General features: G+C 61.2%; 18 protein-coding genes. 7 read left to right on the top strand and 11 right to left on the bottom strand.

All coding sequences use genetic code 11. The features are described 5' to 3' along the window. Window positions 1–48 precede the first annotated feature (48 nt). From hslV to galE, 8 genes are all read right to left on the bottom strand, one after another. On the bottom strand, window positions 49–582 hold the full coding sequence (gene hslV / locus LA321_RS05800; RefSeq protein ID WP_026458393.1) for an ATP-dependent protease subunit HslV: 534 nt from the start codon (window positions 580–582) through the stop codon (window positions 49–51). 176 nt (window positions 583–758) lie between these two features. Beyond that, the gene (locus LA321_RS05795; RefSeq protein ID WP_042070633.1) at window positions 759–1,571 is read right to left on the bottom strand and encodes an SPOR domain-containing protein; all 813 of its coding nucleotides are present in this window, start codon (window positions 1,569–1,571) and stop codon (window positions 759–761) included. 3 nt (window positions 1,572–1,574) lie between these two features. After that, window positions 1,575–3,320, bottom strand: coding sequence for an arginine--tRNA ligase (gene argS, locus LA321_RS05790; protein WP_042070632.1), 1,746 nt, complete (start codon window positions 3,318–3,320; stop codon window positions 1,575–1,577). Window positions 3,321–3,735: 415 nt separating this feature from the next. Then, entirely contained in the window at window positions 3,736–4,551 is an 816-nt protein-coding gene (bacA, locus tag LA321_RS05785) for an undecaprenyl-diphosphate phosphatase (RefSeq protein WP_026457483.1), read from the bottom strand. A 132-nt stretch (window positions 4,552–4,683) separates the two neighbouring features. Further along, window positions 4,684–5,664 carry a galactose-1-epimerase gene (gene galM, locus LA321_RS05780; protein ID WP_042070630.1) on the bottom strand — a complete coding sequence of 327 codons (981 nt, stop codon included), beginning with the start codon at window positions 5,662–5,664 and terminating at the stop codon, window positions 4,684–4,686. Beyond that, window positions 5,661–6,809, bottom strand: a complete 1,149-nt coding sequence (gene galK / locus LA321_RS05775; protein ID WP_042070629.1) for a galactokinase — start codon at window positions 6,807–6,809, stop codon at window positions 5,661–5,663. The genes galM and galK overlap by 4 nt, the downstream gene beginning before the upstream one ends. Further along, a complete protein-coding gene (locus LA321_RS05770) occupies window positions 6,806–7,864 on the bottom strand; it encodes a UDP-glucose--hexose-1-phosphate uridylyltransferase (RefSeq protein ID WP_042070627.1) in 1,059 nt (352 codons plus the stop codon). Before LA321_RS05770 ends, galK begins: the two co-directional genes overlap by 4 nt. Before the next feature lie 57 nt (window positions 7,865–7,921). After that, window positions 7,922–8,935, bottom strand: a complete 1,014-nt coding sequence (gene galE, locus LA321_RS05765) for a UDP-glucose 4-epimerase GalE (protein ID WP_042070625.1) — start codon at window positions 8,933–8,935, stop codon at window positions 7,922–7,924. Window positions 8,936–9,137: 202 nt separating this feature from the next. Here galE and LA321_RS05760 point away from each other — a divergent pair, with 202 nt between their 5' ends. The 5 genes from LA321_RS05760 (at window position 9,138) to mglC (ending at window position 17,228) form a co-directional block, all read left to right on the top strand. Beyond that, a complete protein-coding gene (locus tag LA321_RS05760; RefSeq protein ID WP_042070623.1) occupies window positions 9,138–10,145 on the top strand; it encodes a substrate-binding domain-containing protein in 1,008 nt (335 codons plus the stop codon). A gap of 190 nt (window positions 10,146–10,335) precedes the next feature. After that, window positions 10,336–13,395, top strand: a complete 3,060-nt coding sequence (locus LA321_RS05755) for a beta-galactosidase (protein ID WP_042070621.1) — start codon at window positions 10,336–10,338, stop codon at window positions 13,393–13,395. Window positions 13,396–13,639: 244 nt separating this feature from the next. Further along, window positions 13,640–14,626 (top strand): galactose/glucose ABC transporter substrate-binding protein MglB, encoded by a 987-nt coding sequence (gene mglB, locus LA321_RS05750; RefSeq protein WP_042070620.1) that lies wholly within the window; start codon window positions 13,640–13,642, stop codon window positions 14,624–14,626. Window positions 14,627–14,680: 54 nt separating this feature from the next. Then, window positions 14,681–16,201, top strand: coding sequence for a galactose/methyl galactoside ABC transporter ATP-binding protein MglA (gene mglA / locus LA321_RS05745; protein ID WP_026456960.1), 1,521 nt, complete (start codon window positions 14,681–14,683; stop codon window positions 16,199–16,201). 16 nt (window positions 16,202–16,217) lie between these two features. Further along, window positions 16,218–17,228 (top strand): galactose/methyl galactoside ABC transporter permease MglC, encoded by a 1,011-nt coding sequence (mglC, locus tag LA321_RS05740; RefSeq protein WP_026456961.1) that lies wholly within the window; start codon window positions 16,218–16,220, stop codon window positions 17,226–17,228. Window positions 17,229–17,305: 77 nt separating this feature from the next. Here the strand turns inward: mglC and trmA are convergent, their stop codons facing one another. Further along, a complete protein-coding gene (trmA, locus tag LA321_RS05735; protein WP_042070619.1) occupies window positions 17,306–18,439 on the bottom strand; it encodes a tRNA (uridine(54)-C5)-methyltransferase TrmA in 1,134 nt (377 codons plus the stop codon). A gap of 170 nt (window positions 18,440–18,609) precedes the next feature. Here trmA and LA321_RS05730 point away from each other — a divergent pair, with 170 nt between their 5' ends. Beyond that, a complete protein-coding gene (locus tag LA321_RS05730; protein ID WP_042070670.1) occupies window positions 18,610–19,752 on the top strand; it encodes a DUF5610 domain-containing protein in 1,143 nt (380 codons plus the stop codon). An 86-nt stretch (window positions 19,753–19,838) separates the two neighbouring features. Then, complete coding sequence (locus LA321_RS05725; RefSeq protein ID WP_042070618.1) at window positions 19,839–20,372, top strand: ATP--cob(I)alamin adenosyltransferase; 534 nt, start codon at window positions 19,839–19,841, stop codon at window positions 20,370–20,372. Between the two features lie 126 nt (window positions 20,373–20,498). Here LA321_RS05725 and malZ read toward each other — a convergent pair whose 3' ends face one another. Beyond that, the gene (gene malZ / locus LA321_RS05720; RefSeq protein WP_042070617.1) at window positions 20,499–22,328 is read right to left on the bottom strand and encodes a maltodextrin glucosidase; all 1,830 of its coding nucleotides are present in this window, start codon (window positions 22,326–22,328) and stop codon (window positions 20,499–20,501) included. A 6-nt stretch (window positions 22,329–22,334) separates the two neighbouring features. Further along, on the bottom strand, window positions 22,335–23,183 hold the full coding sequence (locus LA321_RS05715; RefSeq protein WP_042027271.1) for an HDOD domain-containing protein: 849 nt from the start codon (window positions 23,181–23,183) through the stop codon (window positions 22,335–22,337). Between the last annotated feature and the right edge of the window lie 32 nt (window positions 23,184–23,215).

Below are 23,215 nucleotides of genomic sequence, written 5' to 3'. Positions count from 1 at the left end.
GTATCCGGGGCGGGCAGGGCCCGCCCCTTGGAAAATGGGGTGGCTGACTTACTTGTCGCTATAGTCCAGCACTTCGATGGTGTGGTTGCCGTTGGTGAAGACGCAGATGTCGCCCGCAATCTTGAGGGACTTCTCGACAATGGTCTTGGCATCCAGCTCGGTGTTTTCCAGCAGGGCGATGGCCGCGGACTGGGCGAAGTTGCCGCCCGAGCCGATGGCGATGAGATCGTGCTCCGGCTGCACCACGTCACCGTTGCCGGTGATGATGAAGGATTTGTGCTCATCGGCGACGGCCAGCAGGGCCTCAAGGCGGCGCAGGGCGCGATCGGTGCGCCAGTCTTTTGCCAGTGCCACGGCGGCGCGTTCCAGGTTGCCCTGGTGGGCCTGCAGCTTGGCTTCGAAACGCTCGAGCAGGGTGAAGGCATCGGCAGTACCGCCGGCGAAACCTGCCAGCACCTTGCCGTTATAGAGACGGTGAACCTTGCGGGCATTGCCCTTCATGACGGTGTTGCCAAGAGAAACCTGGCCATCGCCACCGATGACGACCTGACCGTTGCGGCGAACTGAAACTATGGTAGTCACTTTACTTACCTCGCTTGAGCCGAATAACGGCCTGAGTGTGCATGAGAGCAGAGATGGGGACGGCATCCGGGCTTTTCAACCCCGCCCGTCGCAGGGCGCCAGTTGGCTGGGGGCAAGGCAGGCATGAAAAAGAGGGGCCGGGTTTTGCAACCCGGCCCCTCGCTGTCAGGAGACACTTACCCTTTCTTGGGAATGCAGCCGCTGATGCCCGAGCTTTGCAGCTTGCGGTTGGCCGCATCGGCGGCCGCCTTGCCGTTGAAGGGGCCCACCATCACCTTGTAGACGGTGCCGTTGGCACCGTGGATCACCTGCAGGCTGGAGGAGAGGCCGGCGGTGAAGGCGATGCGCGCCTTGAGCGACTCGGCAGAATCCTGCGAGCGCAGGGCGGCACACTGCATCATGTAGCGACCGCTGTCGGCGGCGGCAGTCTGGGCCGCCTTGGCCTTGGCTGCTTCGGCACGTTCCCGCTCCAGCTCGGCACGGATCTCGCGTTCCATCCGTTCACGCTCGGCCTTGCGGTCGATCACCTGCTCCTGGGCGCTGGCGACCGGCGCCCCCGTGGCCGGGTTGGACGGATAGGGTTGCTGGCCGAGCGGTGTTCCCGGCTGGGGAATATTGGTCGGTACCGGTTGTGGCAATTTATCCGGCTGCAGGGTGACGGTCGGTGCCGGAGGTGGCGGCACACCCGGTTGGGGCGGCGGTTCGATCACATCGACCTGCTTGTTCTCCAGCCGTTCGATGTAGCTCCACTTCTCCTGGGGCAGGCCGTTGTTCTGGGCCTTGGGCTTGTTGGCCTTCACCTGCTCTTCGATGGTGGGGGCATCGTTGCCCTTGCCATTGATCATGTAGAGGAAGGCACCAAAACCCGCCAGCAGTGCACCGGCCAGCAGGGCCGGGATAACAGGAAAGCGGCGAGGCGCCGCTTTCCTGGTGTTGCGACCACCCGCCCGACGTCGCGGGCGGTTGCCGACATAATCCCGGGTCGCCATCTATTACATGCGCTCCAGGGTGTGGATGCCCAGTACGCCGAGGCCCAGTTTCAGCACCTTGGCGGTGGCGGCGCACAGCAGCAGACGGCTCTGGCGAGTGGCCTCGTCGACGCCATCCTTGTTGATCGGGCAGGCTTCGTAGAAGGTCATAAAGTTGCCGGACAGCTCGTACAGATAGGTACAGAGCAGGTGCGGCATGCCCTTGTCCGCCACGCCGTTGACTGCGTCGGAGAACTGGATCAGCTTCTGGGCCAGCACCTCTTCCGCCTCTTCGCTCAGGATCACCTTGCCGGTCAGGGTCTCGGCATTGATGCCGGCCTTGCGGAAGATGGACTGGATCCGGGTGTAGGCGTACTGCAGGTAAGGGGCTGTGTTGCCTTCAAACGACAGCATCAGATCCCAGTCGAAGATGTAGTCGGTGGTGCGGTTCTTGGAGAGATCCGCATACTTGACCGCACCCATGGCGATGGCGTGCACCACCTCGGCCTTCTCCTCGGCGGAGAGATCGCTGTTGCGGCTCTCGAGCAGGGCTGCGGCGCGTTCCTCGGCTTCGTTCAGCAGGTCGACCAGCTTGACAGTACCGCCGGAACGGGTCTTGTAGGGACGGCCATCCTTGCCCAGCATCATGCCGAAGGCGTGGTGCTCGAGGGGCACGGAGTCCGGCACATAGCCCGCCTTGCGGGTGATGGTCCAGGCCTGCATCAGGTGCTGGTGCTGACGGGAGTCGATAAAGTACATGACACGGTCGGCGCCCAGGGTTTCATAACGGTACTTGGCACAGGCGATGTCGGTGGTGGTGTAGAGGAAGCCGCCATCGCTCTTCTGGATGATGACGCCCATGGGCTCGCCATCCTTGTTCTTGAACTCGTCCAGGAAGACGACGGTGGCCCCTTCGCTCTCGACCGCCAGCCCGCGGGCTTTCAGGTCGGTCACGATTTCCGGCAGCATGTCGTTGTACATGGACTCGCCCATGATGTCCTTGTCGGTCAGGGAGACGTTCAGGCGGTCATAGTTGCGCTGGTTCTGCTCCATGGTCATGTCGACCAGCTTCTTCCACATGGAGCGGCAGTACTCGTCACCGCCCTGCAGCTTGACCACGTAGTTACGGGCACGCTCGGCGAAGGCTTCGTCTTCGTCATATAGGCGCTTGGCCTGGGTATAGAAGGCTTCCAGATCCTTGAGCTGCATGTCGCTGGCGTGCTCGTTCTCCATCTTCTCCAGATAGGCGATCAGCATGCCAAACTGGGTGCCCCAGTCACCGATGTGGTTGGCACGAACCACTTTATGGCCGAGGAACTCCAGGGCACGGGCGGCCACGTCACCGAGGACGGTGGAGCGGATGTGGTGCACCGCCATCTCTTTCGCCACGTTCGGGGCTGAGTAGTCCACCACCACGGTCTGCGGCGCAGGCAGCTTCACGTTGGCATTGGCACTGGCCACCACGGCTTCCACCTGACCGGCCAGCCAGCTGGGGTCGAAGAAGAAGTTGATGAAGCCGGGGCCGGCGATCTCGACCTTGGCGATCAGATCGGAGGCGGGCAGGTGCTCGATGATGGCGGCAGCCAGCTCACGGGGATTCTTGCGGGCCGGTTTGGCCAGCAGCATGGCCAGGTTGGTGGCCAGGTCGCCGTGAGCTTTTTCCTTGCATCGGTCTACTTGCACGCGGGCTTCCAGGTCCGCCGGCAGGATGCCCGCTGACTTGAGATTGGCTACCGTTTGTTCAAGTAGATGATGAATATGCTCTTTCATAACTGACCACCAAGGTTGCGCGTCGAAAAATGACTGATATATAAGGGCGTGAATTTTACCCGCATCGGCCGGAGAAAACTATAGGGATGACCCGCCGCTCACAGTCGGGCGGATAATTCACTGTTTTTGGCGCCAATATCCGGAAAATTAACCGCAATATGGTGCTTATCCATTTCTACTGCATATCGAAGCGGCTTGTCCAGGCTATTTTCCCCTGATTGTTAAGGGTTTTTTCCTTGCCATGACGGAGCAACCCTGCTCCGACGACAGGAGCCGCGCAGCCTGCTCTTCTGCTCGGTCGTGACGGAGGTGAAGGATTTGTTCGAGGCTTTTTGGTTGGAACTGTCAGATTAGGGGTAGTAGAGATCAAAAAAAGGGACCGATATGGTCCCTTTTTACTTGGCTGGCGCAGGTGTCAGGCCACGAACACCAGATAGACGGCGAAGGCCACCACGAAGCGGTAGATGGCGAACGGGATGAAGTCGAGGCGACGGATCAGCGCCAGGAAGGTCTTGATGGCAAACATGGCCACCACGAAAGCAGTGATGAAGCCAACCGCGAACATGGGGAAATCCGCCATGGAGAGGAAGTCGCGGCTCTTGTAGAGATCCAGCGTGCTGGCCGCCATCATCATGGGCACCGCCATGATGAAGGAGAACTCGGCCGCCGCGTGGCGGCTGATCCCCATCAGCATGCCGCCGCTGATGGTGGCGCCGGAGCGGGAGAAGCCTGGCCAGAGGGCCAGACACTGGAACAGGCCGATGCCGAACGCCTGCTTGTAGCTGATGTCGTCCAGGGTGTCGGCGGTGACGGCGGGACGGAACTTCTCGGCGATGATCAGCAGGATGCCGCCTGCCACCAGGGCGTACATGACGGTGACCGGGCCAAACAGGTTGGCCTTGATCCAGCTGTGGATAGCCAGACCGATGACGATGGCGGGCAACATGCCGAGGATGACGTGGATCAGCGACAGGGTGGAATGGCCAGGTGCCGGCTTCTGGCCGAAGTGGATGCCGATGAGGCCAAACAGACGGCGCCAGAAGACGGCGACTACCGCCAGGATGGAACCCAGCTGGATCACCACTTCGAAGGTGGCAGCCTTGGGCCCTTCAAAGCCCAGCAGATGGCCGACGATGATCATGTGGCCGGTAGAGGAGACGGGGAGGAACTCGGTCAGCCCCTCGACGACGCCCAGAATAAAGGCGACCAGCAGGCTATAGGTATCAGTCATCGAACAAAAAGTCCTTACTTCGTTGATGTAAAAGCCGGGTTGATGCAAAAAAAACCCGAGAGTGCTCCCGGGGCGGCTTATCTTGCTCGATTGTCAGTAAGGTGGCTATGTAAAAATGATGAAACCTTTAAGTCAGTCGCGGATGAATCGGTAGCGGGTTTGATGGCGGTATTGCTGGCCTGGCAGCAGCCAGACATCCCCCAGTTCGGGACGACTCGGGCTGTCCGGAAACTGCTGTGCCTCCAGACAGAAGCCGTCGTGATCCCGCAAAATCTGGCCATCGCGACCCGCCGTGCCGGCCAGCCAGTTGCCAGTGTAGAACTGCAGCGAAGGCTGGTTGGTGTAGACCTCCATCGCCAGTTGCCGATCTGCGGAAACCACCCTGGCTGCCCACTCCTGCTCGGGGCCATTTAGCACAAAGGCGTGATCGTAGCCTTTGGCCTGGCGTTGCTGGGGATGGCTCAGCCAATCCTGGCCGATGGGGCGCTCATGGCGCAGGTCGAAGGGGCCTGTCACCGGCGTGACCGTGAGCGGCAGGCCGCTCGGGTCGGTGGGCAGGAAATGATCGGCATTGAGGCTGATGGTGTGACCGAGTACGTCGCCGCCGTCCGGACGGTTGCCATCCAGATTGAAGTAGGCGTGGCTGGTGAGGCTGACCGGGGTCGGCGCATCGGTGCTGGCACGAAACTCCACCACCAGATCGCTTTGCTCCAGCCGGTACTCCAGGGTCACCCTCAGGTTGCCGGGAAAGCCTTGATCCGCCGCCTTTGATAGCAAAGCCAGCCTGACCCGATCCGCCTCAAGCTCCCTGATCTGCCAGGTTCGGCGATGAAAGCCCTCCCTGCCGCCGTGCAGGCAGTGGGGTGGCTGGTTGGCATCGAGGGGCCAGCGCTCGCCCCCTCGTACCAGCTCGGCTCCGCCGATGCGGTTGGCAAAGCGCCCAGCCACGGCCCCCAGCCACACCTGTTGGTCGGGGTAAGCCTGATCGGCGCAGCCCAGCAACACCTCGCGTCGCTCCCCCGCGACCGGCAGGGTGAGGGAGGTGAGGGTGGCTCCGAAGTCGAGGCCGCGCAGGCGCAGCCCCTCCTCGTTTTCCAGTTCGAAGGCTGTCATAGCCTGCCTGCTCCGGCACTGGCGCGGCAGACATAGCAATCGGCCTTGAGGCCGAAGCGGGCCGGGTATTCGGCATCGACCGCCGCGATCACGCTGGCCACCTTGTCCGGGCGCAACAGGGCGACCACGCAGCCGCCAAAGCCGCCCCCTGTCATCCGCACGCCACCTTCGTCGCCGATCCTGGCCTTGATGAGTTCCACCAGGCCGTCGATGGGAGGAACCGTGATCTCGAAATCATCGCGCATGGCGGCATGAGACTGGGCCATCAGCTCGCCCAGACGCACCAGATCGCCGCGCTCCAGCGCATCGGCGGCGGCCAGCGTGCGCGCATTTTCGCCCACTACGTGGCGGGCGCGGCGATAACAGGCCTCATCCAGCCCGGCCTTGCCTGCCTCCAGGGCGGCCAGATCCAGGTCGCGCAGCGCCTTGACCCCGTAGTGACGGGCGGCTGTTTCACACTGCTCGCGGCGAGTGTTGTATTCGCTGTCCACCAGGCCGCGGCGCACGTTGGAGTTGACGATCAGCACCGCCAGATCGGCCGGCATGGTGATGAGGCGGGTTTCCAGCGAGCGGCAGTCGAGCAGCAGGGCGTGATCCTGCTTGCCACTGGCAGAGATCATCTGATCCATGATGCCGCAGTTGCAGCCGACGAACTGGTTTTCTGCCTGCTGGCCGTTGAGGGCAATCTCGGCCTGGCTGATGGCGAGACTCTGGGCCTCCTTGAAGGCCTGGCCGATGGCCACTTCCAGCGAGGCGGAAGAGGATAGCCCGGCCCCCTGGGGTACGTTGCCGGAGACCACCAGATCGAGGCCGCGCAGGGCATGACCACGCTCCTGCAGGTATTTCACCACGCCGCGGATGTAGTCGCTCCAGCGCTGACTGGGGTGATGCTCGATGGGCTGGTTCAGGTCGAACTGATCGCGCTGGTTGTCGTAGTCGGCGGCGATCACCTGCACCAGGTTGTCATCCCGCAGGCCGATGGCGACACAGGTTTCATAGTCGATGGCGCAGGGCAGCACGAAGCCGTCGTTGTAGTCGGTGTGTTCGCCGATGAGGTTGACGCGGCCGGGGGCGCGTACCAGCAAGGAGGGCGCTTTGGCAAACTGTTCGGCAAAGACGGCGCTGACGCGTTGGCTCGGGGTCATGGGGTTTCCTCATTGGCTGGGGTGATCTGGTTGTAATGAACGGAAGAGAGGGCTCGCAGACGTTCGGCCGCCTGCTCCGGAGTCAGGTCGCGCTGGGTCTCGGCCAGCATCTCGAAGCCCACCATAAATTTGCGCACGCTGGCTGAACGTAAAAGCGGCGGATAGAAGTGGGCGTGCAACTGCCAGGCCTCGGGGCAATCCGAGCGGGGCGGCGCGAAGTGCCAACCCATGGAGTAGGGGAAGCTGCATTCGAACAGGTTGTCGTAGCGGCTGGTGAGCTCCTTGAGCGCTATCGCCAGATCCTGCTGCTGGGCCGGGGTCATATCCAGCATGGAAGGAATATGGGCCTTGGGCAGCAGCAGGGTCTCGAACGGCCAGGCGGCCCAGAAGGGAACCACCGCCAGCCAGTGTTCCGTCTCCACCACGATGCGGGATCGGTCGGCCAGCTCCCGCTCCACATACTCCAGCAGCATGGGGCGGCCGTGCTCGGCCAGCCAGTCGCGTTGATGTTGATCCTCGCGGGCGATCTCGTTGGGCAGGAAGTCACTGCCCCACAGCTGACCATGGGGGTGAGGGTTGGAGCAACCCATGACGGCCCCTTTGTTTTCAAACACCTGCACCCACTCCCACTGCTCTGACAGCTCGGCGACCTGCGCCATCCAGGTGGTGATCACCCCTTCGATTGCGGGCAGGGGCAGCTCGGGCAGCGTCTTGCCATGATCCGGCGAGAAACAGATGACCCGGCTGGTGCCACAGGCGGCCTCCAGTTTCAGCAAGGGGTCACCGACAGTGTCGGCGGCCGGGGTGTCCTGCATCAGGGCGGCGAAGTCGTTGGTAAAGACGAAGGTGCCCTGATACTCGGGGTTGATGTCACCAGTGACCCGCTTGTTGCCTGCACAGAGGAAACAGTCGGGGTCGTGGGCCTGTTGGGGGGCCTGGCTCACCTTCTCCACCTGCCCCTGCCAGGGGCGCTTGGCCCTGTGGGGAGAGACCAGCACATACTGGCCGGTCAGCGGATTGAAGCGGCGATGGGGATGATCGACGGGGTTGAACATCATCTCTCCTGATAAGGTATTGAAAATAAGGTCATTGTTTCGCGGGAGTCGGCATGCCTACTCCTCGTAGCCATTGGGGTTGTTGGCTTGCCAGCGCCAGCTGTCGGCACACATGGCGGCGACATCCCGGGTGGCCTTCCAGCCCAGCTCGCACATCGCCTTGGACGGGTCAGCCCAGCAGGCGGCGATGTCGCCCGGGCGTCTTGACTCGATGCGGTAGGGGAGCGGCTTGCCGCAGGCGGCAGAAAAAGCAGTGACCAGTTGCAGTACGCTTTGGCCCTGGCCCGTGCCCAGGTTGTAGGCATGTACGCCGCCATGACCGGCGCAGCGCTGCAGCGCTTTGACGTGTCCCTCGGCGAGATCCATCACGTGGATATAGTCACGCACCCCAGTACCATCCGGAGTAGGGTAATCGTTACCAAAGACCGAGAGGCAGTCGCGACGGCCGATGGCCACCTGGGTGATGTAGGGCATCAGGTTGTTGGGGATCCCCTGGGGATCTTCTCCCATGGTGCCCGACTCGTGGGCGCCGACCGGATTGAAGTAGCGCAGCAGCGTCATGCTCCAGTGGGACTCGGCGGCCTGCAGATCTTCCAGGATCTCCTCGATGATCAGCTTGGATCGCCCGTAGGGATTGGTGGCGCTGCGGGGGAAATCCTCCCGGATGGGCAGGCTGGCGGGATCGCCATAGACGGTGGCCGAGGAGCTGAACACCAGGTTGTGGACGTCGGCCCGCTTCATCGCCTGCAGCAGGGTGAGGGTGCCGCTCAGGTTGTTCTCGTAGTAGTCGAGGGGAATGCGGGTCGATTCGCCCACGGCCTTCAGGGCGGCGAAGTGGATCACCGCATCGATACTGTGTTCGGCAAAGATGCGATCAAGCAGCGCCTGGTCGCGAATATCCCCTTGATAAAAAACGGGTAATTGACCGCTGATCGCTGCTGCCCGAGTCAATACGCCGGGCTTGCTGTTGCAGAGGTTGTCGACAACCACGGGGATCATGTCTGCAGCCTGCAAGGCCAGACAGGTATGGCTGCCGATATATCCGCAGCCGCCGGTGACCAGAACCTTCATCTTGCTCTCCACTGAAAACGTGTCTGGAAGGAGTCTAGCCGAGGGGACGGCGAGCAAACTGTGAGCTTGCTTGCAAAACAGTGTAAACGATTACACTGTTTTTATGATCCCAATGATGACAGATATTCCTTTCGTCACTATTTTCAATGAGTTTGCTGGGTATAATGGCGCCATTGTGGACTGTGAAATAAGTGAAAACAGCATGAGTACTATCAAGGATGTCGCCCGTTTGGCGAATGTGTCGGTGGCAACGGTTTCACGGGTGATGAACAACTCGCCCAAGGCCAGTGCGGCATCCCGTGCTGCGGTACAACAGGCCATGGCGGAGCTGGGTTATACCCCCAATGCCAACGCACGGGCACTGGTGAACCAGACCTGCGACACCATGGGTGTGGTGGTGGGCGACGTGGCCGATCCCTTCTTCGGCGCCCTGGTAAAGGGGGTCTCTGCCGTGGCTGTCGAGCAGAATCTGCATCTGCTGATGGGCAACGGTTTTCACAAGGCACGCCAGGAGCGCGAGGCGATCGAGCTGCTGATCGGCAAGCGCTGCGAGGCGCTGGTGGTGCACAGTAAGGCACTCGGCGACGAGGAGCTCTGCGATTACGCCATGCGGGTGCCCGGCATGGTGCTGATCAACCGAGATATTCCCGCCCTTCGCGGGCGTTGCATCGCCCTCAACAACCGGCTGGGAGCGGCCACGGCCACCCGTCATCTGATCGAACTGGGGCATCGCCATATCGCCTTCATCAGTTCGGATCATGCCATCGAGGATTCCACCTTGCGGCAACAAGGGTACCAGGATGGTTTGCATGACGCGGGTCTGGTCGCCGATCCGGAGCTTGTCGAGAGCGGGCCTCCCAACGAGGAAGGGGGCGAGCAGGCCATGCTCAATCTGCTGGCAAAAGGGGTTCGGGTGACCGCCGTGGTGGCTTACAACGACGCCATGGCGGCAGGGGCCATCTCGGTGCTGGCTGACAATGGCCTGCGGGTGCCGGAGGAGGTCTCGGTAGTGGGTTTCGATGACATCATCTATGCCAGATACCTCAGACCCAAGCTCTCGACCATGCGCTATCCCATTGAACTGATGGCATCCCAGGCAGCCAAGCTGGCGTTGCAGCTGGCCGCGGGGGAGGGTGAGGCGCAGCAGAACCGCATCTATACCCCGACCCTTATCAACCGCCATTCGGTCGCGCCGGTGCGGGCCGGATAGGGGGAATGGGTGAGCCATGGTTAACCATCCCGGCTGATGGCGCTGTAGTTTTACCGATTTTAATTGTTTTTACTCCGTTTTACTTAACAGAATCAGTGTAATCGTTTACATTGCTGTGAGCGAGATCGCCGTTCCCTGCGTCGGACTTCTCTAAACTGAATACGTTTTCGTATCGGTGGAGAGTATCTGAATGCTCAGGGAGATAGTGGCGCGTCAGGATTGGCAGAGCCAGGCGATTACCTCGGTGAATCGCTTGCCTGCCCACACCCCCTTGTTCAGCTGGCGCAACGAGGAGGATGCCCGGCTCGACAGGGCCTCGCTCTCCAGATTGTCACTGGATGGCGAGTGGCGTTTCTCCTTCTTCGCGGCCCCCGAACTGGTGCCGGAGGCCTGGCTAAAGGGCGATCTGGCGGATGCCTGCCCCATCCTGGTGCCCGGCAACTGGCAGCTGGATGCAGCCTACCCTGGGAATCGCCCGCTGACCGACGGTCCCATCTACACCAACATCAAGTATCCGTTTCCCTGCGATCCCCCCAGAGTACCGGCCGACAATCCGACCGGCTGTTACTCCCGTGAGTTCGAGTTGCCCGTCGACTGGCTGGCCAGCGGTCAGAGCCGCATCATTCTCGACGGGGTAAGCAGCGCTTTTCATCTCTTCTGCAATGAACACTGGGTCGGCTACTCCCAGGACAGCCGACTGCCCGCCGAATTCGATCTGACCCCCTGTCTGCGAGCGGGCAAAAACCGGCTGGCGGTGCTGGTGCTGCGCTGGTCGGACGGTGCCTATCTGGAAGATCAGGACATGTGGTGGCTGTCGGGGATCTTCCGCTCCGTCAGCCTGCTTCATAAGCCGGTCCGCCATCTGGTGGACATGCGGGTCACACCCGTGCTCGATGCCTGCTATCGGGATGGTCGCCTCAAGATTGAACTGCAGGCGGCCAATGCCGCCGGGCTGTCGGTGGTGGCCAATCTCTATGACGGCAGCGAGCGGGTTGCAACTCTGCGCCAGCCGATCGGCACTCAAGCCATTGACGAGAAAGGGGCTTATGACGATCGCGCCGAGTTGTGGCTGGCGCTGGCGGCGCCGCGCAAGTGGAGCGCCGAGACCCCTCACCTTTATCGCCTGACCCTGACTCTGCTGGATGAGCAGGGCCAGCCCATCGAGAGCGAGGCCTGCGACGTGGGCTTTCGGGTGGTGGAGATCCGTGACGGCTTGCTGCGGGTCAACGGTCAGCCGCTGCTCATTCGTGGCGCCAACCGTCACGAGCACCATCCCGCCAGGGGCTATGCCATCGATCTTGCCACCATGGAGCAGGATCTGTGGCTGATGAAGCAGCACAACTTCAATGCCCTGCGTTGCTCCCACTACCCCAATCATCCGGCGCTCTACCGGTTGTGCGACAGGCTGGGGCTCTATGTGGTGGACGAGGCGAATCTGGAGACCCACGGTATGACCCCCATGGGGCGGCTGGCGCGAGATCCCGCCTGGAGCAACGCCTTCCTGGAGCGTGCCACCCGCATGGTGGCCCGTGATTTCAATCACCCCTGCATCATCATCTGGTCCCTCGGCAACGAGTCCGGCTATGGTCCGGCCCACGATGCCATGTATGGCTGGATCAAGCGCAGCGATCCGAGCCGTCCGGTGCAGTATGAGGGGGGCGGAGCCGATACCCCGGCCACCGACATCATCTGCCCCATGTATGCCCGCACTCATCAGGATCAACCCTTCCCGGCGGTGCCCAAGTGGGCACTGGCCAAGTGGATTGGCCTGCCCGGCGAGACCAGGCCGCTGATCCTGTGCGAATACGCCCACGCCATGGGCAACAGCCTAGGGGGCTTTGCCCACTACTGGCAGGCGTTTCGTGATCATCCGAGACTGCAGGGCGGCTTTGTCTGGGACTGGGTCGATCAGGGGCTCGACAAATACACGACCGACGGTCGCCACTACTGGGGCTACGGTGGTGACTTTGGCGATCGGCAAAACGATCGCCAGTTCTGCTGCAACGGCCTGCTGTTTCCCGATCGCACGCCTCATCCTGGTCTGTTCGAGGCAAAACGGGCCCAGCAGCCATTCCGTTTTGCGCTGGTGGGGCATGCGCCGCTGCGGGTGCAGATCGAGAGTGAATATCTGTTCCGTGCAACCGACAACGAGCAGCTGCACTGGCAACTGTGCGAAAACGGGCGCGTGCTGCATGAGGGAGAGATTTCCCTCGCGTTGGCGCCCCTGGGCCGGTGCGAGCTGACGCTGGTCGATACCTTGCCGGAATTCGCGCCTGGCGCTCTGGTCTGGCTCGATCTGGCCATCGTTCAACCTGCCGTCACCCCTTGGTCCGGGGCGGGCCATGAGGTGGCCCGTCAGCAATTTATGTTGCCTGCCCCCTTGGCGCTACCGGCTCCAGTCACTCCGGCAACCTTGACAGAATCTCCCGAGGGATGGCTTGCCTGCGGTGGTGACAACCAGTGGCGGCTGGACAGAGCGAGCGGCCGCATCATCAGCTGGCTGAAGGGGGGGCAGGAGCAGTTGCTGGCGCCGATCGGGGATCACTTCTACCGGGCACCTCTCGACAACGATATCGGCACCAGCGAGGCGGATCACGCGGATCCCGACTCCTGGATCGCCCGCTGGCAGGCCTGCGGCCTTATCAACTGGCAACATCGCTGCCTCGGCATAGTGGCATCAGAGGGCGAGATCCGGGTGCGCCACGGTTATTTCCACGATGGGCAATTGCTGGTGGTCAGCCAGTGGCGACACGGCTTCACCAGTGAGGGGGCCATGACCCTCGAGATAGAGACAGAGCTGGCGTCTGCACTCCCCTCCCTGCCCCGTATCGGCCTGCTGTTGCAGCTGGCCGGTGTGCCGGAGCGGGTTGAGTGGTTGGGACGCGGCCCCCACGAGAACTATCCGGATCGTCTGCTGGGGACGGATCTGGGGCACTGGAGTGCGCCGCTGGCCGCCATGCACACCCCTTACATCTCCCCCTCCGACAACGGGTTGCGTTGCGACAGCCGCTGGTTACAGCTGGGGGAAGTGAGGGTGACGGGGACCTTCCATTTCAGCGTCGGCCGCTTCAGCCAGCAGCAGCTCGCCGCCGCGCGTCACCAGAGCGATCTGGTGGCAGAAGAGGGGATCCATGTCTGCCTTGATGGCGCCCACATGGGGGTCGGCGGGGATGACTCCTGGAGCCAGAGCGTGCGGCCCGAGTACCAGTTGACGGCACGCCGCTACCACTGGCGTTGCACCCTGATGTGAGCCGTTTTGACAACCTGACCACAACGACTAGCCTCAACAGACCAGGATTGATTGAGTCTCAAATCTCAATTTCTATTTTATGTATTTGAAAAATAACAAGAAGGTTTCAATGTAACAAAGTGTAATCGTTTCCATTTCGTTGTGAGGATCACAGAAGGAATCACAACAAACCGATTACATTTACTGGCGCTTGCTCAATTGCTCGCCACCCTACAACACAGATAGATACATCGGAGCACACATAATGAAAAAACTCACCACAGTTGCCACCCTGTTGATGGGCCTGATGGCCGGTGCCACTGCCCACGCCGAAACCCGGATCGGGGTCACCGTTTACAAATACGACGACAACTTCATGTCGGTCGTACGCAAGGCCATCGAGAAGGAGGCGGCAGCCAATCCGGACGTGGAGCTGTTGATGAATGACTCCCAGAACGATCAGTCCAAGCAGAACGATCAGATCGACGTGCTGCTGGCCAAGGGGGTGAAGGCCCTGGCCATCAACCTGGTTGACCCGGCGGCGGCCCCTGTGGTGATCGAGAAGGCCCGTGGTGAAGACGTGCCTGTGGTGTTCTACAACAAGGAACCGAACGCCACCGACCTGGCCAGCTATGACAAGGCTTATTACGTAGGTACCGACTCCAAAGAGTCCGGCATTATCCAGGGTCAGCTGATTGCCAAGCACTGGCAAGCCAATCCGGCCTGGGATCTGAACAAGGATGGCGTCATCCAGTTCGTGCTGCTGAAAGGCGAACCGGGCCACCCGGATGCGGAAGCCCGCACCACCTACGTGGTCAAGACCCTGAACGAGGGTGGCATCAAGACCCAGCAGCTGCACATGGATACCGGTATGTGGGATACCGCCATGGCGAAAGACAAGATGGATGCCTGGATCTCCGGCCCCAACGCCGACAAGATCGAAGTGGTCATCGCCAACAACGACGGCATGGCAATGGGCGCTGTTGAATCCCTCAAGGCTCAGGGTAAGACCGCCATTCCGGTGTTTGGTGTCGATGCGCTGCCGGAGGCCCTGGCGCTGGTCAAGAGCGGTGCCATGGCCGGTACCGTGCTGAACGATGCGACCAACCAGGCCAAGGCCACCTTCGATCTGACCAAGAACCTGGCCGAAGGCAAACCTGCCGGTGAAGGTACCAGCTGGAACATTGTCGACAAGGTCGTCCGTGTTCCCTACGTCGGTGTCGATAAAGACAACCTGTCCCAGTTCCAGTAATCCTCCCCTTCAGGGCAAGGGAGATCCCCTTGCCCTCTGTTTCAACCAGATGTGATGGCTGATATGACAACACAGCAACAATCAGAATGGCTGTTGGAGATGATTGACGTCAGTAAGAGCTTTCCTGGCGTCAAGGCACTCGATAATGTCAATTTACGGGTCCGTCCTCATTCTGTGCATGCGTTGATGGGCGAAAACGGGGCGGGGAAATCCACGCTGCTCAAGTGCCTGTTCGGCATCTACGAGAAGGATCAGGGCAAGATCTTCTTCAAGGGGCAGGAGATCAACTTCACCTCCTCCAAGGAGGCGCTGGAGAACGGTGTCTCCATGGTGCATCAGGAGCTGAACCTGGTGCTGCAACGCTCCGTGATGGACAACATGTGGCTCGGTCGCTACCCCACCAGGGGGTGGTTCATCGACCACGACAAGATGTATGACGACACCAAGCAGATCTTCGACGAGCTGGATATCGACATCGACCCCAGGGTCAAGGTCGCGACCCTGTCGGTCTCCCAGATGCAGATGATCGAGATCGCCAAGGCGTTCTCCTACGATGCCAAGATCGTCATCATGGACGAACCCACCTCCTCCCTGACCGAGAAAGAGGTCAATCACCTCTTCAAGATCATCAACAAGCTCAAGGAGAAGGGGTGCGGCATCGTCTACATCTCCCACAAGATGGAAGAGATCTTCCAGCTCTGTGACGAGATCACCATATTGCGGGATGGCCAGTGGGTGGCGACCCAGCCCCTCAAGGGGATGACCATGGATCAGATCATCGGCATGATGGTCGGTCGCGAGCTCACCCAGCGCTTCCCGGAGAAAACCAACCAGCCGAAAGAGGTGATCCTCGAGGTCGAGCACCTGACGGCGAAGAACCAGCCCTCCATCCAGGACATCACCTTCAACCTGCACAAGGGGGAGATCCTTGGCATCGCCGGTCTGGTGGGGGCCAAGCGTACCGACATCGTCGAAACCCTGTTCGGCATCCGTGAGCATGTCGAGGGTAGCATCCGGCTTCATGGCAAGGAGATCGCGAACCATAACGCCCACGAGGCTATTCGCAACGGTTTCGCCCTGGTTACGGAAGAGCGTCGCTCCACCGGCATTTATTCCCGTCTCGACATCGCCTTCAACTCCCTGATCGCCAACATGGACAACTACAAGGGCTCCATGGGGTTGCTCAGCGACCAGAAGATGAAGAGCGACACCCAGTGGGTCATCGACTCCATGCGGGTCAAGACACCGACCCAGCAGACCCAGATCGGCTCCCTCTCGGGGGGCAACCAGCAGAAGGTGATCATCGGCCGCTGGCTGCTGACCCAGCCGGAGATCCTGATGCTGGACGAGCCGACCCGCGGCATCGATGTAGGGGCCAAGTTCGAGATCTACCAGCTCATCCTGGAGCTGGCGAAGAAGGACAAGGGCATCATCATCATCTCGTCCGAGATGCCGGAATTGCTCGGGATCACCGACCGTATCCTGGTGATGAGCAATGGCCGGGTCGCCGGGATCGTCAATACCAAAGAAACTGACCAGAGCGAGATATTGCGTCTGGCATCTCTGTACCTCTAGAGACAGGAAGACATTTATGGAGTCGGCAAAAAATTTCAACCTGATGCAGGCGCTCAAGGAGAACGGCATCTATGTGGTGCTGCTGGTGCTGCTGATGATCATCGTCATCAAGGAACCCTCGTTCCTGAGCCTCACCAACCTCAGCAACATCCTGACCCAGTCCTCGGTGCGGGTCATCATTGCCCTCGGGGTGGCGGGCATCATCATCACCCAAGGGACTGACCTGTCGGCCGGTCGCCAGGTGGGCCTGGCGGCGCTCATTGCGGCGACCATGCTGCAGGCGCTGACCAACGTCAACAAGGTCTTCCCGACCCTGGGCGAGGTGCCCATCCCGGTGGTGATCCTGCTGGTGTGCGCCGTCGGGGCCCTGATTGGCCTCATCAATGGCCTGATCGTGGCCTACCTGAACGTGACCCCCTTTATCACCACCCTGGGGACCATGATCATCGTCTACGGTATCAACTCCCTCTATTTCGATTCGGTGGGCGCTTCGCCGGTAGCCGGCTTCGATCCCCGCTTCTCCAGCTTTGCCCAGGGCTTTATCCGGATAGGAGGGTTTAAGCTCTCCTACCTGACCTTCTACGCGGCCATCGCCAGCGTGTTCGTCTGGGTGCTGTGGAACAAGACTCGCTTTGGCAAGAACATTTTCGCCATCGGTGGCAACCCGGAAGCGGCCAAGGTCTCCGGTGTCAATGTGGCGGTCAACCTGGTGATGATCTATGCCCTGGCCGGCGTCTTCTACGCCTTCGGCGGCATGCTGGAAGCGGGCCGTATCGGCAGTGCCACCAACAACCTAGGCTTCATGTACGAGCTGGACGCCATCGCGGCCTGCGTGGTGGGCGGGGTATCGTTCGCCGGCGGCGTGGGTACCGTGGCCGGGGTGATCACCGGGGTACTCATCTTCACCCTGATCAACTACGGTCTGACCTATATCGGCGTCAGCCCCTACTGGCAGTTCATCATCAAGGGCGGCATCATCATTTTGGCGGTCGCGCTGGACTCCATGAAGTACGCCAAGAAGAAGTAATGGCAACTACCCGTGGGCTGTACGGCAATAAAAAAACAGGGCCATCCGGCCCTGTTTTTTTATGTGTTTCTTACGGCTTAACCGGCCTTGCGCTTCAAATAGACCCCGGCTTCCATATGGTGGGTCCAGGGGAACTGGTCGAACAGGGCGAAGCGGGCGATCTCGTGGGTCTCGCCGAGTACCTGCATGTTGGCCTGCAGGGTCTCGGGGTTGCAGGAGATGTAGAGGATATTGTCGTAATCCTGCACCAGCTTGACGGTAGCATCGTCGAGACCGGCGCGGGGCGGGTCGACGAAGATGGTGTTGCACTGGTAAGCAGAGAGGTCGACCCCCTTGAGGCGGTTGAACTCCCGTTCGCCGCGTATCGCCATGGTGAACTCCTCGGCGGACATGCGCAGGATGATCAGGTTGTCGACCCCGTTGGCGGCGATGTTGTACTGGGCTGAATCCACGCTCGGCTTGGCGATCTCGGTGGCCAGCACCTTGCGGAAATTCTGGGCCAGGGCGATGGAGAAGTTGCCGTTGCCGCAGTAGAGCTCCAGCAGGTCGCCCTCGCTGCCTCGGGTCACGTCCAGCGCCCAGCCCAGCATCTGTTCGTTGATGGCGGCGTTGGGCTGGGTGAAGCTGTTCTCCACCTGCTTGTAGGTGAACTGGCGACCGGCGACGTTCAGTTGCTCGACGACGAAATCGTTGCCGAGGCAAATCTTCTGCTTGTGGGCGCGGCCAATCAGCTGCAGATCAAACCCCTTGGCACGCAGGTTGGCCTGCAATGCCTCGGCGGCCTGCTGCCACTCGGCCTCGAGCTTGCGATGGTAGAGCAGGCTGACAACGATCTGGCCGGACTGGGTCGAGAGATAGTCGATCTGGAACAGCTTGCGGCGCAGCACCGGCTGCGGGCGCAGCCCCTCCAGCAATACTGGCATCAGCTGGTTGATGAGGCGGCTGGCGGTGGGGAACTGGTCGACCCGGATGATCTCTCTGGTTGCCGGTGCATACATGCAGTGGAAGAGGTCATCCCCCTCGTGCCAGATGCGAAATTCGGCGCGCATCCGGTAATATTCGGCGGGCGAGGCATGCACCTCCAGCTTTGGGAGCGGGTAGCCGGCGAACAGTCGGGTGAGTCGCTCGCATTTTTCGTCGAGCTGGGCCTGGTAGTCGGCAGGAGTCCGCAGGGGCTGGGAGTCAGCGGAAGCCCGTTGGGATTGGGTCATAGATACCTCATATGCACACCGGCCGGGCCGGAACGAAAACGGGGGAAGGCAACAGGCCACCCAAAGGGGCCCGATTTTAAAAGGCCGCTCTGGATTGTCCAGTATTTTGTGGTCAAGAAGTGTGCAATCGGGCCGATATCCGATCTACAGGCATGATGGGAGGACACATGATGCAAATCGATGGCGTGGGCGCGGCCCAACCCAAGGGAGTGGGTGTTTCTCCCAAATCGCCCCAACAGGCACAGGCAAAGCAGAATCAGGGCGGGGAGGAGGTCTCCCTACACCAGCCGCCGAAGTGGGCTCAGGTGCTGATCCAGCAGGCGCTGCAATTCTCCCTGGAGATCAACGGCCAGCATTATCAGGCGCCCAAGACGAAGGCGCCGGAGGAGATCACCCCCGAGACCCTGTTTGACTTCCAGTCGGTGGCCGACAACGTGCTGCAGTTCGTCACCGGCCGGCTGGGGGTAGCTCGTGCCGATGGCAAGTCCGACGACGAGCTGACCAAGATGATGGAGCAGGCCCGCAAGGGGGTCGACATGGGCTTCAACGCGGCCAAGCAGCAGCTGGGGGATCTGGCTACCGACAACGAGGACATCAAGACCGGTATCGAGCAGAGCTACAAGTTGATCCAGGACGGGCTCGAGGAGTTTGAACGGGAGTTTTTCGGCAAGGTCTCCCCCACCGAGCGGGCCGCGATCGAGATGGCCAGCCGCCAGCAGGGCATTCTGGAGATCGAAACCAAGGATGGCGACAAGGTGCTGCTGCGTTTCAACGACAGCTGGCAGATGAAGTCCAGGCAGGGTGAGGGGGGCAGCCAGTTCAGCCTCAAGTCTAGCCAGAGCTTCAGCTTCTCCCTGGAAGGGGATCTCAGCAGCGAAGAGATGGACTCTATCGGCAAACTGGTCAAGGGGATCGACGATCTGGCGGGGAGCTTCTTCTCAGGCAACTTCGACGATCTGCTCAAGAAAGCGGGCGAGCTGCAACTGGATGACAGCCAGCTGGCCTCCTACTCGCTCAAACTCAAGCAGAGCGTCAAGCTGAGCCAGACCTATCAGGGGGCCCACTCCCTGCAGGAGATGCTCAAACCGCTGGCCGACTACCTGCCCAAACTTGATCAGGTGCAGCAGCAGGCGGATACCCTGTTGCCCGCCTCCCAGCAACAGGCGCTGGTGCCCGCCGTGCTGGCCGCCAGAGGGGAGGAGGACCCGGCCCAGGTCAACAGCTTCACCAGTTTCAACCAGCGCATGCTGGAGGCGCTGCGGATGATTGGCCAGTTCCAGCCCGCGACCGGGACCGACAGCCAGTACGGCTGATAGCCGGCCTCATTCCTTAATAATCAGCCGTTTGCCACGCCCGCCGGGGGCTGGCAAACTGGCCTTTTATTCAATCCGGTCGACCCATGAACCCCAAGAAGCCCAGAGACAAGCGCGAGCTCTGCTACCCCTTTATCTTCGAAACGTCGCTCAAATGTGATTTTGAAATCGCCACCGACGAGCTCTGCTGTCAGGTGGGGGCCGTGCTGTCACACCTTGCACTGGATGCCGATATTCAGCCCATGCTGGCGGATCTCGCAGCGCTGCAACGGCTTATCTACAACCTCAACGGTTCGGTACGCGGCAAGCTCGGCATCTTCGAGGAAGATCTGGACTGGCTCAAGGGGCGTTACGATCACTACAACGAGGCGAGCCGTGGCCGGGTCACCGGGTTCGTGCTGCCCCAGGGGCCGCAACCCATCCCGACCCTGCATCTGTGCCGCTGTGGCAGCAAGAAGGTGGTGCGACTGCTGGTGCGGTTGGAGGAGAGTGACGTCGCATTCGACCCCATCCTCTATCGCTTTGCCAACCTGTTGGCCAACTTCTTTTTCGTGCTCACTGTCTACCTCAAGCAGCTGTGGCAGGTGCCGGAAGTGCCCTACGTCAGCATCAACTACTGATACGGTCGGGCCGTCATAGGGCGCTGCCCGCAGCCATGGGCGGGGTTGCCAGCCAGCGCCGATTGCACAAACGAAAAACCGGAGCACTGGGCTCCGGTTTTTATTCTCAACTGGCGAGCGTCACTCTCAGCTGGAAAGCAGCACCCTGGCCGAATTGGCGGGGACGGTCAGTTGCAGCTCTCCCTGCACCACTTCGAACTTGTCGCCGTTGAAGGCATCGGTGAAGCGGCTGGCCGGGCTGGCGGTCTGCCACAGGGGCAAGCTGATGGTGCGCGGCTCGGTGGGATGACGGTTGCAGGCCACCACCACCTGATCGCTTTGCAGGGTGCGGGCGAACACATAGCTGTGGGGGCCGGCGTAGAGGGTCTGGATATCGCCACGGCGCAGGGAGGGGCGCTGGCGGCGGATCTGGATCAGGCGGCGGTAGTGGTCGTGCAGCACATGATCCCAGGCGGTGGTCTCCCACGGGAAGCAGCGACGGCAATCCGGGTCGTTGCCACCGGAGAGCCCCACCTCGTCACCGTAGTAGATGGAGGGCACACCGATATAGGTGAGCAGCAAGGTGGCGGCGAGCCGCATCCGCTGTTTGTCCTCTCCCAGCAGGTGGAGGAAGCGGGCGGTGTCGTGGCTGTCCAGCAGGTTGAACTGGGCCAGCTGGTTTTTGAACGGGATGTGGGCCCGCGCCAGCCTGAGCCAGCGATCCAGCTCCTCGGCGCTGATCTTGATGGGGTGATAGGCGATGTCCTGGCCGGCCAGGAAGGCGCGGATCGGGTGGGCGAAGCCATAGTAATTCATGGCACCGTCTTCCTGATCACCCTGCAGCCACTGGCTCGCCTCGAAGAAGTGTTCGCCGAGCACGTAGGCGTCCGGGTTCTCCTGCTTCACCGCGCCGCGAATGGCACGCACATGGCCGCTGTTGCCCTCGGCTGTGCCCCGCTCACCCAGCATGTGGATGACATCGAAGCGCCAGCCGTCGATCTGGTAGGGGGCACGCATCCAGTAGCGCAGGATGGCGTCATCGGCCCGGTAGACGGCGTCCTGTACCTGCTCGCTGGAGAAATCGAGCTTGGGCAGGCTGCGAATGCCTTTCCAGCTGACGTAATCCCCATCGCCATCAAAGGTATAAAAGCTGCGCCATGGCGAATCCGGGTTGCTCTGGGCCCCCAGCGGCGGGCAGAACCAGGGGTGCTCGGTGGAGGTGTGGTTGACCACCGCATCCAGGATGATCTTCATGCCGCGCTGGTGCAGGTTGCGGGTCAGCTCGGCGAACTGGGCGTTGGTGCCTAGATGCGGGTCGACCTTGAAATAGTCCTGGGTGTCGTACTTGTGGTTGCTCGGTGAATCGAAGATGGGGTTGAGGTAGAGCGCCGTCACCCCGAGGGACTGCAGGTAGTGCAGCTTGGCATCGATGCCTGCCAGATCGCCACCATAGAATTCGCAGGCGCCGTGCCCCTCGTCGTGACGGCTGACCGGCTCGCCCCAGGCCTTGCTGATGACCGCCTTGCCACGGTACTCGTACTCGTGATGCTTGACGCTCAGCGACGGGTCGCCGTTGCAGAAGCGGTCGGGGAAGATCTGGTAGAACACCTGATCCTGCACCCAGGCCGGCGGCTGGTGCAGGCTGTTGAAGCGAAAATGCTGTTCCCGCGGCGGCATGGCCGAACTGACGCCGGCACCGTGCAGCCACCATTGCTCCTCATCGGTGAGGCACTTGAAGCAGTAAAGGTGGATATCCTGCCCCTTGATGAGCGGCAGGGTTCCCTGCCATACCTGCAGCCGATCGCGGGTGGAGACCGCCGTCATCGGTACCAGATACTCCTCGTTGTCCGGCTCGTGGCGCAGCCACACCTCGCGGATCGGCGCGTCCAGTTCGCTGAACAGGGTGAGTTGCAGGGCATCGGCGCTCTCTTTGAACCAGGGCGCCACCTGGGGATGAAACAGAAACGGATGGGTCATGATCACTTATTGAGTCAGAAGCTCGGCAAGGGCGTTGCCCTGTTCGTGCAGCGTTTCGAGCTGGTTTGCCAACGACTTGGGGTCCAGCCCAAGCTGGTCGGCCAGCGGTTTGGGGAAGCGGGCGATGATGGCCTGGGCCGGCACCCCCGCATTCCAGGCGAAGGAGATAAACACGGCGAGGCGGATCAGCACCGCCTCCTTGCTGATCGGATCGTGGGAGAGAGGATCCAGCTGCTGGGAGATGGCTTCAACAAAGCTCTCCGACAGGTTCCAGCGCCGTGCCAGCTCGGCCCCGAGCTGGGCGTAGTCAAATCCAAGCATCTCCCGCTGGGCCTCGACCCGGCTGCTCCCCTTCTGGATCGCCAGATTGATGAGTTCGGCCTCTTCCGGCAGGGTGCTCTGGATGAGCAACTCGCCAATGTTGTGGATCAGCGCGCAGGTGAAGGCGGTTTCGGGATCCAGCACATTGGCCTCCTTGGCCAGCGTCCTGGCGATGGTGGCCACCTGGAAGGTCTCGGTCCAAAACTTGTTCTTGTCAAAGCTGGGGGGAGTCTTGAAGCTGCCTATGATGCCGGAGGCAACCACGATGGAGCGCAAGCGGTTGAAGCCAAGGCGGATCACCGCCTGCTCGACCGAGGTCACTTCATTGCCACGGCGCAGGGCGGCCGAGTTGGCCATCCGCAGCACCTTGACGCTGATCACCTGATCCATGGCGATCTTGGCCGCAATCAGGTCGATGCGGGCGTTGTCATCGTTGAAACTCTGCATCAACTCGTGCAGCAGCTTGGGTATGGTGGGGAGTTGCTTGATCTTGTCAAACAGACGGTCCATCGACATGGCTGAGGCAGCCTCCATTGCGAATTCTGCCTCATATTGTGCCACAGCCG

Origin of the sequence: Aeromonas enteropelogenes (assembly GCF_020097295.1) — a bacterium.
Classification (GTDB): Bacteria; Pseudomonadota; Gammaproteobacteria; order Enterobacterales; family Aeromonadaceae; genus Aeromonas; species Aeromonas enteropelogenes.
This window is presented reverse-complemented; position numbering and strand designations above follow the sequence as displayed.